We start from the raw sequence: 16,329 nt of genomic DNA on the forward strand, positions 1-16,329 counted from the left end.
TCATGTCCAACCTGTCACGACGCCGCTTCCTCGGCCTGACCGCCCTCGGTTCCGCCGCGACGCTGGGCCTGACGACGATCTCGACCCGGAACACGGCCGCGGCGGTCACCGACCACTCGCCGGCCGTCGTCGTCGGTACCGGTTACGGCGCGGCCGTGACCGCCCTGCGCCTCGGGGCCGCCGGGATCCCGACCCTCATGCTGGAGATGGGGCAGCTCTGGAACACCCCCGGCGAGGACGGCAAGATCTTTTCGGACATGCTCAGCCCGGACCGCCGGTCGAGCTGGTTCAAAAGCCGTACCGAGGCGCCGCTGGCGTCGTTCCTCTGGCTGGACATCGCGAACCGGGACATCGACCCCTACGCCGGTGTGCTCGACCGCGTCCACTTCGGAGACATGTCGGTCTACGTCGGCCGCGGCGTGGGCGGGGGCTCGCTGGTCAACGGCGCGATGGCCGTGACGCCGAAGCGCTGGTACTTCGAGGAGATCCTGCCCGAGGTCGACGCCGATGAGATGTACGGCACGTACTACCCGCTCGCGAACTCGATGCTGGGCACCAACAGCGTCGACCCGGCGTGGTTCGAGACCTGCGACTCCTACCAGTTCGCCCGCGTCTCCCGGAAGCACGCGCAGACGGCGGGGCTGACAACCACGTTCGTGCCCAGCGTCTACGACTTCGACTACATGCGCCGGGAAGAGGCGAACGAGGTGCCGCGCTCGGCGCTGGCCTCGGAGGTCATCTACGGCAACAACCACGGCAAGCGCTCGCTCGACAAGAGCTACCTCGCCGCCGCCCTGGGCACCGGCAACGTGACCATCCAGACGCTCACCGAGGTCCGCGACATCGCCCAGGAGCAGGACGGCACGTACACGCTCACGGTCCGGCGGATCGACGCCGAGGGCAACGTCCTGGGCGTGCGGCAGCTCGGGACGAAGTACCTGTTCCTCGGCGCCGGCAGCCTCGGCTCGACCGAGCTGCTGGTGCGCGCGCGGGACACCGGCAAGCTGCCGAACCTGGGCGAGGAGGTCGGCCAGGGCTGGGGCACCAACGGCAACGTCATGCTGGGCCGGGCCAACCACGTGTGGGACCCAGTCGGCGCGGTCGAGTCGGGCATGCCGGCGCTGGGCATCGACGCGTGGGACGACCCGGTGAACCCGGTGTTCGCCGAGATCGCGCCCGTCCCCGCCGGGCTGGAAACGTGGGCGAGCCTGTACCTGGCGATCACCAAGAACCCCGAGCGCGGGTGGTTCTCCTACGACCCGGCCACCGACAAGGCCGTCCTGCAGTGGGACGTCGCGCAGGGCCAGCGGTCGATCGACGCCGCGAAGAGCCTGTTCGACCGGATCAACTCGGCGAACGGCACGATCTACCGCTACGACCTGTTCGGCGACACGCGGGTCTTCGAGAACCGGTTCACCTACCACCCGCTGGGCGGGCTGGTGCTGGGCAAGGCGACCGACCTGTACGGGCGCGTGCACGGCTACCGCAACCTCTACGTCACCGACGGCTCGCTGATCCCCGGCAGCACGGGCGTGAACCCGTTCGTGACGATCACCGCCCTGGCGGAGCGCAACATCGCCCGCGTGCTCGCGGAGGACTTCTAGCCCGCGCGCAGTTTCTCGTAGTGGGCCACGCAGTCGGCGTAGGCGGGCAGCAGCCCGGAGGCGGCGGCCTCGGCGAGAGCCGGGGCCGCTTCGTCCTTTTCGGACAGTATCGGGGTCAGCTCCGCCGGCCACGGCAGGTCCAGCTCCGGGTCCAGCGGGGTGATCCCGTGTTCCCCGGACGGGTTGTACCCGGTCGAACACAGGTACGCCATCACGGTGTCGTCCTCGAGCGCCACGAACGCGTGACCGAGCCCTTCGGCCACGTAGACCGCTCGGTAGTCCACCGAATCCAGCCGCACCGCGTCCCAGGTGCCGAACGTCGGCGATCCCACCCGCACGTCCACCACGACGTCCAGCAGCGCGCCCCGCGGGCAGTAGACGTACTTGGCCTGGCCGGGCGGCGTGTCGGCGAAATGGACCCCCCGGATGGTCCCCTTCCGGGACACGCTGTGGTTCGTCTGCGCGACGTGCAGCGGGTGCCCGATCGCGTCGACGAGCGCCGCCTCCTGGAACGGCGCGACGAAAAGCCCGCGGTGGTCCGGGAAGGAACGCGGGGTGAACTCGTAGGCGTCGGGAACGGCGAGCGGGCGGACCTCCATGCTCAGAACATAGACGCCGCGCGAAGCGCTTCCGTTGAGGGTGGTGGGTGAGGGGCCGGCCCCATCGGGCACCAACCAAGCCGGACGGACGTCTTGCTAGTACCCCGTGACCTCCCCTTTTTGTGACATCAGCCGCACCTCGGCATCACAACCGGTGCCGGGCCTGCAACACTGGGGGGACCGCCGCGTCCACGGCCGTCACCTCACCAAGGGCTCCGCACGGCCGAGACGGACGCCGAGCCGGCAGCCGGCGCCACCGCGCCCTGGCCACCGAGCTGCGAGAGCAACCAATGCCGCTGGGGGGTGGGGCAGTGTCCCCGCACACGGTCCCGGGAGGGATTCCTTTTCATGACTTACGCTCAGACCTCTAGTACGAGGGCAGGGACATCGATGGACGACGAGGTCAGCAAGAGCACGGCGGCCGAGGCGGCACCGCCGACGGGCACCGACAGCTCGCCGGTGACCGACGACGAGATCTTCCGCGGTCACGAGGGCGGCAAGCTCTCGGTGGCGGCGACGCGACCGATTTCGCAGCCGCGCGACCTGTCCATCGCCTACACGCCCGGCGTGGCCAAGGCCAGCCGCGCGATCGCCGAGAACGCCGAGCTCGCCCAGCGCTACACCTGGGCGCACCGGCTGGTGGCCGTCGTCAGCGACGGCACCGCGGTGCTCGGGCTGGGCGACATCGGGGCCAGCGCGTCGCTGCCGGTCATGGAGGGCAAGTCGGTCCTGTTCAAGACCTTCGGCGGGCTGGACTCGATCCCGCTGGTGCTCGACACCAGGGACGTCGACGAGATCGTCGAGACGCTGGTCCGGCTGCGGCCGTCGTTCGGTGCCGTCAACCTCGAGGACATCTCCGCGCCGCGCTGCTTCGAGCTGGAGGACAAGCTCAAGGAGGCGCTGGACTGCCCGGTCATGCACGACGACCAGCACGGCACCGCGATCGTGACGCTGGCCGCGCTGCGGGGCGCGAACCTGGTGCTCGACCGGGACATCACGCAGCAGCGGGTCGTCATCTCCGGTGCCGGCGCGGCGGGTGTGGCGTGCGCGAAGATCCTCCAGGAGGCCGGTGTCGCCGACGTCACGGTGCTGGACTCGCGCGGCATCGTCCACTCCGGCCGCGACGGGCTGAACCCGGTCAAGGAGAAGCTGGCCGAGACGACGAACAAGTCCGGTCTGCGCGGCGGGCTCGCGGAGGCGCTGCGCGGGGCGGACGTGTTCCTCGGGCTGTCCGGTTCCACGATCGAGCCGGAGCTGCTGGGTGACATGGCCGACGACCCGATCGTGTTCGCGCTGTCCAATCCGGACCCGGAGGTGCACCCGGACCAGGCCGGCAAGTACGCGGCGATCGTGGCCACCGGGCGCAGCGACTTCCCGAACCAGATCAACAACGTGCTCGCCTTCCCCGGTGTGTTCCGCGGTGCGCTGGACGCCGGCGCGCGGGCGATCACCGAGAACATGAAGCTGGCCGCCGCCGAGGCGATCGTCGCCGTGGCGCAGGACGACCTGGGCCCGGACCGCATCGTGCCGAGCCCGCTCGACCCGCGGGTCGCCCCCGAGGTCGCGGCTGCCGTGGCGAAGGCGGCGGTCGAGGACGGCGTCACCGGCTAAGCTGGGTTTCCCCGGGGGACGCACGGTTCCGCGTCCCCGGGGAAGGCTTCCCTGGGAGGGCGTGTTGATCGAGTTCGACGGCGTGACCAAGCGCTATCCGGACGGCACGCTCGCCGTCGAGGACCTGAGCCTGACCGTCGAGGACGGCACCATCACGGTGTTCGTGGGCCCGTCGGGCTGCGGGAAGACGACGTCGCTGCGGATGATCAACCGCATGGTCGAGCCGACTTCCGGCCGGGTTCTGCTCGACGGCAAGGACATCCGCGAATCGGATCCGCCGGTGCTGCGGCGCGGCATCGGGTACGTGATCCAGAACGCGGGGTTGTTCCCCCATCGGACCGTGCTGGACAACGTCGCCACGGTGCCGGTGCTGTCCGGATGGGGCAAGCGCAAGGCGCGGGACCGCGCGGCGGAGCTGCTGGAGATCGTCGGCCTGCCCGCCGAGCTGGGGAAGCGTTATCCGGCGCAGCTTTCCGGCGGCCAGCGCCAGCGGGTCGGGGTCGCCCGCGCGCTCGCCGCGGACGCGCCGGTGCTGCTGATGGACGAGCCGTTCTCGGCCGTCGACCCGATCGTGCGCGAGGGCCTGCAGGACGAGCTGCTGCGGTTGCACTCCCAGCTGGGCAAGACGATCGTGTTCGTCACCCACGACATCGACGAGGCCGTGCGGCTCGGGGACAAGGTGGCCGTGATGCGGGTCGGCGGGCGGCTGGCGCAGTACGGCACACCGGCCGAGGTGCTGCGGCACCCGGTGGACGACTTCGTGGCGTCCTTCGTCGGCCGCGATCGTGGCTATCGTGGACTGTCCTTCGTGGACTCCTCCGGGGTCGAGATCCGCGAGGTGGCCACGGTTTCGCTCGGGGACAGCGTGTCCGGTTCCGAGGAGTGGCTGCTGGCGGTGAATGACTCCGGGCAGCCGCGCGGGTGGCTGTCGCCGGGCTCCACTGTGGACGGGGCGCTGGCCGAGTCGGACCTGGTGGCCGGCGGCTCGCTCTACCGCCGCGGGACTTCCGTGCGGGGTGCGCTGGACGCGGCGCTGTCGTCCCCGGCGGGGCTGGGCGTCGTGGTCGACGAGGACGGCAAGGCCGTCGGCGCGGTGACGGCGCGGCAGGTGCTGGACGTGATCGAGGGCGCCACCGCGGACGCGCGGCGCTGAGCCACCTCCGGTTACTGGTTCGCCCTACTTTCGCCTGCGGCCAGCCGGGTGAAGTACGGGCGATTTCGCCTGCTCATAGCGCTGCCGGGCGGTGAAAGCAAGTCCTTCCGCGGGGCGTGGGGCGGTCCTACCGTGAAAATGTCTCACCCCTTGCGGCGCGGTGGGCGATTTCCTGGCTCCTCGCGCCGGCCCTGCCAAGGAGGATCCATGCGCAAGCCCCTGCTCAGCAAGGCCAGATCAGTCGGCGTGGCGTTGGCGGCCGCGGCGGTCGCCACCGTCGGGTTCACCGCGCCCGCCTCGGCGCAGGAGGGATCGATCGTCGGCGCGGACGCCGCCGGCGCGATCTCCGACAGCTACATCGTGGTGTTCCGGGACGCGACCACACCGGTGTCGTCGCTGGTCAGCCAGGTGACCGGCCGGCTCGGCGGGCACGTGAACCAGACGTACTCGAGGACCGTGCACGGCTATTCGGCGACGATGAGCGAGTCGCAGGCGAAGCGGGTCGCGGCGGATCCGTCGGTGGCGTTCGTGGAGCAGAACCGCCGCATCACCATCGCCGCGACGCAGACCAACCCGCCGTCCTGGGGCCTGGACCGGGTGGACCAGCGCAACCTGCCGCTGAACAGCGCGTACAACTACTCGACGACGGCGTCGAACGTGCACGCCTACATCATCGACACCGGCATCAACCTGGCCCACAGCGATTTCGGTGGCCGCGCGAAGTCCGGGTACGACTTCATCGACAACGATGCCGACGCCAGCGACTGCAACGGTCACGGCACGCACGTCGCCGGAACTGTCGGCGGTTCGGCTCACGGCCTGGCGAAGGCCGTTCAGCTGACCGCCGTGCGGGTGCTCGACTGCGCGGGTTCGGGCACCTACGACCAGGTGATCGCCGGCATCGAGTGGGTCACGCAGAACGCCGTGAAGCCCGCGGTGGCGAACATGAGCCTGGGCGGCGGCGTCTCGACGGCGATCGACAACGCGGTGGCCGCCTCGATCTCGTCGGGCGTCACGTACGCCATCGCGGCCGGCAACAGCAACGCGAACGCCTGCAACTCGTCCCCGGCGCGCGTCCCCGCCGCGATCACGGTCGGAGCCACGAGGAGCACCGACGCCCGCGCCAGCTACTCGAACTACGGCCGTTGTCTGGACATCTTCGCGCCCGGCAGCAGCATCACGTCGGACTGGATCGGCAGCACCAGCGCGACGAACACCATCAGCGGCACGTCGATGGCCACCCCGCACGTCGCCGGAGCGGCGGCGCTCTACCTGGCCACGCACACCTCGGCCACGCCGCAGCAGGTCCGGGACGCCCTGGTCGCGGCCGGAACCACCGGAAAGGTGACCAGCGCCGGCAGCAACAGCCCGAACGTCCTCCTCTACACCGGCAACTGAGGGCAGCGGCGCGAAAGCGCCTGCCCCCAAAGGAGCTGGGTGGTCATCCCGTCGCCTGAGGCCGTCACATCACTGTGAGCCAGGCCCGCACCCTGCTCGCTCACCGGCGGCCGAAGAACACAAGCGTGCGGGCCTGGCTCACAGTGATAGGCCTCAATGCAGGCGACGGGATGACCACCCAGCGACCCACTGCATGAGGTGACCCGGCCTGCATCCCCGTCATCCCGGAGCCTGCCCGTCCGGCGAGGACATTCTTTTGATCTTTAAAGCCGCGCTTGCGCGCTGAAAAGAAGGCGCCTCACGGCGCTGGGTGGTCGCCTTGGGCTCGACCTCCCCCGCCCCCTCCGGTTGGAGTGTTTTCGGTCGCCGAGCAGGCGTGTCAAGGCGGGAAAGCGTACCTTGACACGCCTGGTCGGCGACCAAAGACGGGCTGGGGATCGGGGGCGGGGGAGGTCTGGGGACGCCGCGCCTCGCCTCGCGTTGCCGGCCGCCTGGGGGCTGCGGGGGAGGTCTGGGGACGTCGCACCTCGCCTGGCGTTGCCGGCTGGCGGGAGGTCTCGTGAGGTCTGGTGACGTCGCACCTCGCCTTGCGTTGCCGGGCGGCGGTTTTGAGAGACAGAAGAGAAAAGGGCGCCCTCTCCGTGTCTGGAGAGGGCGCCCTTTTTCGTGCTGGATCAGCTGAAGGCCTTCGCGATCAGGGCCTTCTGCTCCACCTCGTGGACCTTCGACGAGCCGGCCGACGGGGCGGCCATCGGGCGGCGCGAGACCACGTCGAGCTTGCCGAGGACGTCCGGGAACAGCCGGGGCAGGTTGAGGCCGAAGAACGGCCACGCACCCTGGTTCTCGGGCTCCTCCTGGACCCAGACCACCTCCGCACCGGTGTAGCGCTCCAGCGCCGCCAGCAGCTTCTTCTTCGGCAGCGGGTAGTACTGCTCGATGCGGACGATGGCCACGTCGTCGGCCTCGCGCTTGGTGCGCTCCGCCACCAGCTCCCAGTAGAGCTTGCCCGAGGTCAGGAGCACCTTGCGCACCTTGCCGGGCTCCACGTGGGAGTCGTCGATGACCGACATGAACTTCGAGTCGCCGGTGAAGTCCTCGACCGCCGAGGTCGCCGCCTTGTTCCGCAGCATCGACTTCGGCGTGAAGACGATCAGCGGCCGCTGGATGCCGTCCAGCGCGTGGCGGCGCAGCAGGTGGAAGTAGTTCGCCGGGGTGGAGGGCACCGCGACGGTCATCGAGCCCTCGGCGCACAGCGACAGGAACCGCTCGATGCGGCCCGACGTGTGGTCCGGACCCTGGCCCTCGTGGCCGTGCGGCAGCAGCAGCACGACGTCCGAGCGCTGGCCCCACTTGGCCTCACCGGACGAGATGTACTCGTCGATGACGGTCTGGGCGCCGTTGACGAAGTCACCGAACTGGGCTTCCCACAGGACGAGCGCGTCGGTGTTGGCGACCGAGTAGCCGTACTCGAAGCCGACCGCCGCGTACTCCGACAGCGCCGAGTCGTAGATCATGACGCGGCCCTGCTCGTCGGCCAGGTTCTGCAGCGGCGCGTACTCCCGGCCGGTCTTGCGGTCGATCAGCACCGAGTGGCGCTGGGTGAACGTGCCGCGCCGCGAGTCCTGACCGGACAGCCGCACCAGGCGGCCCTCCATCGCCAGCGACCCGAACGCCAGCAGCTCGCCGAAGGCCCAGTCGATGCCACCCTCGCGGGACATCTTGTAGCGCCGCTCCAGCACCGGCTTGACGCGCGGGTGCGGGCTGAAGCCCTCGGGGACGTTGGCGAAGGCGTCGCCGATCCGCTCGATGACCTCGGCGGGCACCGCGGTCGGGACCTTCGCCGGCACCTGCTGCTCCTCCTCGACGGAGGGGCTCGGGGCGATCGGGTGCTTCTCCAGCTCGCGGACCTCGTTGAACACGTGCTCCAGCTGGCTCGAGAAGTCCCGCAGCGCGGCCTCGGCCTCCTCCACGGAGATGTCACCGCGGCCGATCAGCGACTCGGTGTAGGTCTTCCGCACCGAACGCTTCGTGTCGATGATGTCGTACATCGCCGGCTGCGTCATCGACGGGTCGTCGCCCTCGTTGTGGCCGCGGCGGCGGTAGCAGATCATGTCGATGACGACGTCCTTGTTGAACGCCTGGCGGTAGTCCACGGCCAGCTTCGCCACCCAGTGCGCCGCCTCCGGGTCGTCACCGTTCACGTGGAAGATCGGGGCGCCGATCATCTTCGCCACGTCGGTCGCGTACTGCGAGGAGCGGGCGTGCTCCGGCGCGGTGGTGAACCCGACCTGGTTGTTGATGATGATGTGCACGGTGCCGCCGGTGCGGTAGCCGCGCAGCAGAGCCAAGTTCAGCGTCTCCGCCACGACACCCTGGCCGGCGAAGGCCGCGTCACCGTGCAGCAGCACGGGCAGCACCGAGAAGCCACCGGTGTCGCTGTCGCCCTTGTCGAGGATGTCCTGCTTGGCGCGGACGATGCCCTCGAGCACCGGGTCGACCGTCTCCAGGTGCGACGGGTTGGACGCCAGCGACACCTTGGTCTCGCCGTCGCCGAACATGCGGAAGTACTTGCCCTCCGCGCCCAGGTGGTACTTCACGTCACCGGAGCCGTGCGCCTGGCCCGGGTCCAGGTTGCCCTCGAACTCCTGGAAGATCTGCGAGATCGGCTTGCCGACGATGTTGGCCAGCACGTTCAGGCGGCCGCGGTGCGGCATCCCGATGACGACCTCGTCGAGCTCGTGCTCGGCGGCCTTGTCCAGCACGGTGTCCAGCAGCGGGATGACGGTCTCGCCGCCCTCCAGCGAGAACCGCTTCTGGCCGACGTACTTCGTCTGCAGGAACGTCTCGAACGCCTCGGCGGCGTTGAGCTTGGACAGGATGTACTTCTGGACGTTGGGGTCCGGCTTGGCGTGCGGGACCTCCACGCGGTCCTGGATCCAGCGGCGCTCCTCCGGGTCCAGGATGTGGGTGTACTCCACGCCGACGGTGCGGCAGTAGGAGTCGCGCAGGACGCCCAGGACGTCGCGCAGCTTCATCTTCTGCTGGCCGGCGAACCCGCCGACGGCGAACTCCCGGTCGAGGTCCCACAGGGTCAGGCCGTGCGAGAGGACGTCGAGGTCCTCGTGGCGGCGCTGGCGGTAGTTCAGCGGGTCGGTGTCGGCCATCAGGTGGCCGCGCATCCGGTAGGCGTCGATCAGCTCGAGCACCCGGGCGGTCTTGTCGATCTCGCCCTCGGGGATGTCGGAGACCCAGCGGACCGGCTCGTAGGGCAGCCGCAGCGACGTGAAGATGTCGTCGTAGAAGCCGTCCTCGCCGAGCAGCAGCTCGTGGATCCGCTTGAGGTACTCGCCCGACTCGGCACCCTGGATGATGCGGTGGTCGTAAGTCGAGGTCAGCGTCATGATCTTGCTGATGCCCAGCTTGACGAGGGTCTCCTCGCTGGTGCCCTCGAAGTGCGCCGGGTACTGCATCGCGCCGACGCCGATGATCGCGCCCTGGCCGGCCTGCAGCCGCGGCACCGAGTGGTTGGTGCCGATGCCGCCCGGGTTGGTCAGCGAGATGGTGGTGCCGGCGAAGTCGTCGGCCGTCAGCTTGTTGTTGCGGGCCTTCTTGACGATGTCCTCGTAGGCCTGCCAGAACTGGCGGAACGTCATGTTCTCGCAGTTCTTGATCGAGGCGACGACGAGCGTGCGGGCGCCGTCCTTGCCCTTCATGTCGATGGCGAGGCCGAGGTTCACGTGCTCCGGCGTGACGGCGTGCGGCTTGCCGTCGACGAGCGCGTAGTGCCGGTTCATGTTCGGGAAGTCCTGCAGCGCCCGCACCATGGCGTAGCCGATGAGGTGCGTGAACGAGATCTTCCCGCCGCGGGTGCGCTTGAGGTGGTTGTTGATGACGATGCGGTTGTCGGCCATCAGCTTGGCCGGGACCGCGCGCACGCTGGTGGCGGTCGGCACGGTCAGCGAGGCGTCCATGTTCTTCGCGATCGCGGCGGCGGCGCCCCGCAGTTGCTTGCTCTCCGCCTCGGCCGGCTTCGCGGCCTGCGGCTTCGCGGCGGCCGGCTTGGCGGCGGGCTGGGCCGCCGGCTTCGGGGCGGGCTTCGGCTGGGCGGGCGCGGCCGGTGCAGTCGCAGCCTGGTTGACCTGGCCGTTGCCCGGCTTCGCGGGCTGCTCACGGACGGGCGCGGGCGCGGCGTCCGGCTTCGACTCGGTGGTCTGCGTCGGCTTGAAGTCCGAGAAGAACTCGTGCCATGCGGCGTCTACTGAATCGGGGTCGGCGAGGAACTGGTCGTACATCTCCTCGACGAGCCATTCGTTGGGGCCGAACTGTGACGCAGGGCTGCTGCTGGACACGGCAGGGACTCGCCTCTATCCATATCTCGATCTTGTTGTCCGCTTGATGCGCCTACCAGGCTAACCCCCTCGCGTTCGGCGTTGTGACCGAAGTGGCCCAAGTCCCCGGCACGGGGTTTGGGATTCCTCACTTAATCGGTCCAGCGCTCCGTCGGGCGAGTATGGGACCTGCCCGAACGCGGTACGGGAACGGTGTGGAACCGGTACGGTCTCCCGACCGTCTGCAAGGGGGAGAGGAAGGGGACTGCGGTGGCGGACCTGCCGGACATCGAGCGCATGGTCGACGACTGGGAGCGCAACGCGGTCGAGCGGTCGCAGCGCTTCCAGGCGATGCAGCACGAGGTCGAGCAGATCTCCATCACCGAATCGGTGGCCGGCGGGGCGGTGAGCGTGACCGTCGGCAACAACGGCATCCCCACCGACGTGCGGATGACCGACGCGGTCCGGACCATGAGCCCGGACGAGATCGCGGCGAACGTGCTGAAGGCGATGCAGAAGGCCCAGTCGAAGTACCCGCAGGTCATCCAGGAGATCGTGGCCGGAACGGTGGGCGAGTCGGACAGCGCCGCGCAGCACATCGTGCGCACCGCGGCGGAGAACTTCCCGGAGCCGCCCGCGGAGGACCCCGAGCCGCCCGCGCCCGGTCGTCAGCTGCGGATCGAGACCGAGGCCGACGACGAGCCGCCGCAGCAGCCGCGCCGGCCGCCGCAGCGGCCCCGCCGCGATGACGACGACGGTGACTTCGGGGACCAGTCCTTCCTGCGACGCGACTGAGGGGGAGACATGACCAGCAGGTTCGCGCGGGGCGCCGGCACGCGGGCCGGGGGTTCGGCGGCTCGCGGGGCCGCCGACGGCTACGAGGTGCTGACCGACGAGCTCGGCACCCACGCCGGCAAGGTCGACGGCCTGGCGGAACGCTTGCAGACCGCTGTCGACGCGGCCCGCCAGGTGAGCATGGACAACGGTGCTTTCGGCGTGATCTGCCAGCCGTTCGCGATGATGCTCGACCCGTTCGAGCAGAGGGGCATCCAGGCGCTCGAGGCGGCGAAGGAGTGCGTGAGCGGCACGGCCGGCAACGTCCGCACGGCCTCCACGAACTACGAGGGGCAGGACGAGGGCACGCGCCAGGCGGTCAAGCGGATGGGCGAGCCCCTGACATGAGCAACCCGCTGGTGGCGCAGGCCCAGTCGACGACGACCGGGGTCACCGGGATCGGCATCCTGGAGTCCGCGCAGGACCTGTCCAACGGGGTGAAGGACGGTTCCTGGGTCGAGGGCGGTCTGGGTGCGCTCGGCGTGGGGCTGGAAGTCCTGTCGATGGTGATCGACCCGCTGGGCACCCTCGCGCAGTACGGGGTCGCGTGGTTGATCGAGCACGTGCGGCCGTTGAAGGAGGCGCTGGACTGGCTGGCGGGGGACCCGCCGGTGATCCAGTCGTTCTCCGACACCTGGGCCAACGTCGCCGCCGAGGTGGGCGCGATCGCGGGGGACCTGAAGAACGAGGTCGAGGGCGGCACGGCGGGCTGGTCGGGCGAGGCCGCGGACACCTACCGGGAGAACGGGGCGTCGCAGGCGGAGGCGATCGCGGGAGCGGCGTCGCTGGCGGACGGGATATCCGCCGGCGTGATGATCATGGGCACGGTGGTGGGGTTCGTGCGCGAGATGGTGCGCGACATCGTGGCCGAGCTGGTGGGGAAGCTCATCACGTGGGCGCTGGAGGCGGCGTGCACGCTCGGGTTCGCGACGCCGTTGATCGCGGCGCAGGCGACGACGGCGATTTCGTCGGCGGTGACGCGGATTTCGGATTTCATCCGGAAGCTGGTCAAGACGGTCGGGAACGTGTCGCCGCGGATCGGCCGGATCATCGAGAAGCTGGATGAGATCGTCCAGGCGCTGCGCAAGCTGGGGCGCAAGTTCGGCGGCGGCGACGGCACCAGCCCGTCGGCCGCGCACGGTGGCGGCGGGAAGGTCGACACCCCGGAGCTGAACAGCCCGCACACCCCCGACACCCCCGACGGCGTGGACGGCACCCCGGGCACCAGCCGTTCCGGCGGCGACGGTCCGGCCTCGGCCAGGGACTCGGCGGAGGACCCGCGCAAGTCCGGCCAGGACGAGGACTCGACCTGCACGAACGGTGACCCGATCAACGTCTTCACCGGCGAGGTGATCCTGCCCCAGGTGGACGTCGACCTCCCGGCGGTGCTGCCGTTGACCGTCCGGCGGCGGCACGCCTCGGCGTACCGGCTCGGCCGCTGGTTCGGGCGGACGTGGGCGTCGACGTTCGACCAGCGCCTCGAGATCGAGGACGACGGCATCTACTTCGTCACCGAGGACGGCCGCGTCCTGGTCTACCCGCATCCCGTGCGGGACGGCCAGCCCGTACTCCCGGTCGAAGGCGCCCGCTGGCCGCTCGTCCGCACCGGGGACGAGTACGTCGTCACCCACCGGCAGAAGCGTGAGCGGTACACCTTCGGGCCCGTCCCGGGTGTGCCGGCCGGCGAGCTGCCCCTGCGCTCGGTCGTGGGCCGGACCGGGCAACGGCTGGACATCGACTACGACAACGGCGTCCCCAGCGAGCTCCGGCACTCCGGGAACTACCGGGTGGCGATCAGCGCGGAAGGCGGCCGGATCACCGCGCTGACCCTCCGCGGCGCGGACGGCGCGGCGGACGTCCCGCTGCTCCGGTACGCCTACGACGACGAGGGTCGCCTCACCCAGGTCTTCAACTCGTCGAACCGGCCGCTGACGTTCACCTACGACCGTTCGGGACGCATCACGCGGTGGGTGGACCGCAACGGCGAGTGGTACGGCTTCCACCACGACGCCCTGGGCCGGTGCGTGCGGACCGAGGGCTCCGGCGGGGCGCACACCGGGACGCTGCGCATCGACCAGGACTCCCTCGTCTCGGTCTGGACCGACGCCGAGGGGCACGAGACGACCTACCGGTTCAACGAGCTGCGGCAGATCGTCGAGGAGATCGACGCGCTCGGCGGGAGCACGCGGTCGGAGTGGGACCGGTACGACCGGCTGCTGTCCCGGACGGATCCACTCGGCCGCACCACGACGTACACCTACGACGAGTCCGGCAACCTGGTGACCCTGACCCGCCCGGACGGCACGCAGCGGCTGTTCAGCTACGACCGCGACAACCAGCTGGTCGCCACCGTCGAGCCGACGGGCGCTGTGACGCGGCGGGCCTACGACGAGGCCGGGAACCTCGTCGCGGTCACCGATCCGGCGGGCGCGGTGACCCGGTACCGGTACGACGACCGCCACCACCTGGCCGCGATCGTCGATCCCCTGGGCGGGGTGTACCGCGTGGACACGAACGACGCCGGCCTGCCCCTCGCCGTGACCGGTCCCGACGGCGCCGTGAACCTGTTCGGACGCGACCAGTTCGGCCGGATCCGGTCCCGGACCGACCCGTCGGGGGCCACGACCACCTACACCTGGACCGTCGAAGGCCTGCTGCTGTCGCGCACCGGTCCGGACGGCACCGTCGAGCGCTGGCAGTACGACGGCGAAGGCAACCAGACCGCCGAGGCGGGTGCCGCGGGCGAGGTGACCCACGTCGTCAGCACCCACTTCGACCTGCCGTCCGTGGTCTCGACGCCGGACGGGAACCGCCTCGAGTACACCTACGACGAGAAGATGCGCCCGGTCGTCGTGCGCAATGCGGCGGGCTCGGAATGGCGGTACGTCTACGACGCCGTCGGCAACCTCGTTCGCGAGACCGACTTCAACGGCCGGACCCTCTTCTACACCTACGACGCGGCGGGGCAGGTGGTGTCGCGGACGAACGGCACCGGCGAAACCACGCGGTACCGCCACGACCTCGTGGGGAATCTCGTCGAGCGGCAGACGGGGGACGCGCCGCCCGCCCGGTTCACCTACGACGCGGCCGGACGTCTGGTCCGCGCCGTGAACGCCGATGCCGACGTGCGCTTCCAGCGCGACGTAACCGGGCGCGTCGTGGCCGAAACGATCAACGGCCGCACCGTCGAGTCCCGCTACGACGTGCTCGGCAGGCCGGTGTACCAGCGCACTCCCACCGGCGCGGAGAGCCGGTGGAGCTACGACGCGGGTGGCCGTCCGGCCGTCCTGAGCGCCGCCGGCCGGACCATGAGCTTCCGCTACGACATCGCGGGCCGGGAAGTGGAGCGGTCGCTCGACACCGGGGTTTCCCTGGCCCAGGAGTGGGATGCGGGCAACCGCCTCCTCGCGCAGACGCTGTCCGCGGTGTCGTCGGCGGCTCCGTCGGTCCGGCGGATCCAGCACCGCGCCTACTCCTACCGCGCGGACGACCAGCCGGTGTCGATCGCGGAGCAGATCGGGGGCCTTCGCGAGTTCGACCTCGACCCGGCCGGACGGGTCGTCGGCGTCCGCGGCGCAGGCTGGGCGGAGCACTACGACTACGACCGCGTGGGCAACCTCCGGTCCGCGCACAACCCGGGCGATCCCGAAGCGAGCGGCCCACGTCAGGTCAGCGGCACGTTGACGGTCGCCGCGGGCAACGTGCGGTACGCCTACGACCGTCAGGGGCGCATGGTGCTCCGGCAGCGGAAGCGGTTGTCCGCGAAACCGGACAACTGGCACTTCAGCTGGGACGGCGAAGACCGGCTGGCCGGTGTCGTCACCCCCGACGGGACGCGGTGGCGGTACGCCTACGACGCGCTGGGACGCCGCATCAGCAAGCAACGCCTCGCCGAGGACGGCCGGACCGTGGCCGAGCAGACCGATTTCGTCTGGGACGACACGGTCCTGGTGGAACAGATCGAATCCGCCGGCCGGACCAGGGCGTGGCACCGGCTGCCGGACACGCTGCAGCCGGTGAGCCAGACCGAGCGGGTCTGGAACACCCAGGACCAGGCCTGGGTCGACCGCGAGTTCTACGGCATCGTGACCGATCTGATCGGCACCCCGACCGAGCTGGTCGACCCGGACGGCAACCTGGCCTGGCGCGCGAGCAGGACGGTCTGGGGCCAGGTCGCCGGGATCGGAACCGCGGACACCCCGTTGCGGTTCCCCGGTCAGTACCACGACCCGGAGAGCGGTCTCGACTACAACTACCACCGCTACTACGTGCCCGAGCTCGGGCGGTACGCGAGCCAGGACCCGCTCGGCCTGGTCGCGGGGCCCAACCCGCAGGCGTACGTGCCGAACCCGATGACGTGGCTCGACCCGCTGGGGCTGGTGCCGTGCCGCGACTGCGACGCCCAGAAGGAAGAGCTGCCCAAGGGCGACAACCGGTGGTTCGACCAGCGGCGCGAAGCGTTCAACGCCGCGCGCGACCGGGCCGGCATCCCGAACAGCGCGTCACCGGTCCGGCAGTGGACGGTGGGCGACAACCCGGCCCTGCAGGGCCGCGGCAACTACCACTACGACGGCGCGCCTGGCGCGCACGGCCGCTACTACGAGTACGAGACGCCGAACGGGCCGCGGGTGATCGCGGAGCACACCAACGACCCGCGTGCGCCGCACCCGCACTTCCACGCCTACCAGCCGAAGGCGGGCCACGACGGGGTGGTGATCGGTGAGAAGTACGACCGGGTCGACGGTCCGCACCACTACTACTATGGTGCGCATGCTCCGAGCTGGCCGGCGGGTGACTGAGCC

Annotated in this window: 8 protein-coding genes and 1 pseudogene; 7 read left to right on the forward strand and 2 right to left on the reverse strand. The window is 70.3% G+C overall.

What is annotated here, in order from left to right:
* Positions 1-2: 2 nt before the first annotated feature.
* Positions 3-1,604, forward strand: coding sequence for a GMC oxidoreductase (locus tag FB470_RS16630; protein ID WP_306992599.1), 1,602 nt, complete (start codon positions 3-5; stop codon positions 1,602-1,604).
* Here FB470_RS16630 and FB470_RS16635 read toward each other — a convergent pair.
* Complete coding sequence (locus FB470_RS16635; RefSeq protein ID WP_306992601.1) at positions 1,601-2,203, reverse strand: dTDP-4-dehydrorhamnose 3,5-epimerase family protein; 603 nt, start codon at positions 2,201-2,203, stop codon at positions 1,601-1,603. The genes FB470_RS16630 and FB470_RS16635 overlap by 4 nt on opposite strands.
* Positions 2,204-2,593: 390 nt before the next feature.
* On the opposite strand from FB470_RS16635, the gene FB470_RS16640 reads away from it, so the two are divergent.
* From FB470_RS16640 to FB470_RS16650, 3 genes and pseudogenes are all read left to right on the forward strand, one after another.
* On the forward strand, positions 2,594-3,814 hold the full coding sequence (locus tag FB470_RS16640) for an NAD(P)-dependent malic enzyme (protein ID WP_306992603.1): 1,221 nt from the start codon (positions 2,594-2,596) through the stop codon (positions 3,812-3,814).
* 61 nt (positions 3,815-3,875) lie between these two features.
* Complete coding sequence (locus tag FB470_RS16645) at positions 3,876-4,967, forward strand: ABC transporter ATP-binding protein (protein WP_306992605.1); 1,092 nt, start codon at positions 3,876-3,878, stop codon at positions 4,965-4,967.
* Between the two features lie 207 nt (positions 4,968-5,174).
* Positions 5,175-6,362: pseudogene (locus tag FB470_RS16650) on the forward strand (S8 family peptidase); the annotation flags it as partial.
* 677 nt (positions 6,363-7,039) lie between these two features.
* Here FB470_RS16650 and FB470_RS16655 read toward each other — a convergent pair.
* Complete coding sequence (locus FB470_RS16655; RefSeq protein WP_306992607.1) at positions 7,040-10,714, reverse strand: multifunctional oxoglutarate decarboxylase/oxoglutarate dehydrogenase thiamine pyrophosphate-binding subunit/dihydrolipoyllysine-residue succinyltransferase subunit; 3,675 nt, start codon at positions 10,712-10,714, stop codon at positions 7,040-7,042.
* Positions 10,715-10,963: 249 nt separating this feature from the next.
* On the opposite strand from FB470_RS16655, the gene FB470_RS16660 reads away from it, so the two are divergent.
* From FB470_RS16660 to FB470_RS16670, 3 genes are read left to right on the forward strand one after another with little or no spacing between them, the layout of a single operon-like run.
* Entirely contained in the window at positions 10,964-11,488 is a 525-nt protein-coding gene (locus tag FB470_RS16660; protein WP_306992610.1) for a YbaB/EbfC family nucleoid-associated protein, read from the forward strand.
* Positions 11,489-11,497: 9 nt separating this feature from the next.
* A complete protein-coding gene (locus FB470_RS16665) occupies positions 11,498-11,875 on the forward strand; it encodes a type VII secretion target (RefSeq protein ID WP_306992612.1) in 378 nt (125 codons plus the stop codon).
* Positions 11,872-16,326 (forward strand): DUF6531 domain-containing protein, encoded by a 4,455-nt coding sequence (locus tag FB470_RS16670; RefSeq protein ID WP_306992613.1) that lies wholly within the window; start codon positions 11,872-11,874, stop codon positions 16,324-16,326. The genes FB470_RS16665 and FB470_RS16670 overlap by 4 nt, the downstream gene beginning before the upstream one ends.
* The last annotated feature ends 3 nt before the right edge of the window (positions 16,327-16,329 follow it).

Origin of the sequence: Amycolatopsis thermophila, from assembly GCF_030814215.1 — a bacterium.
Lineage (GTDB): Bacteria > Actinomycetota > Actinomycetes > Mycobacteriales > Pseudonocardiaceae > Amycolatopsis_E > Amycolatopsis_E thermophila.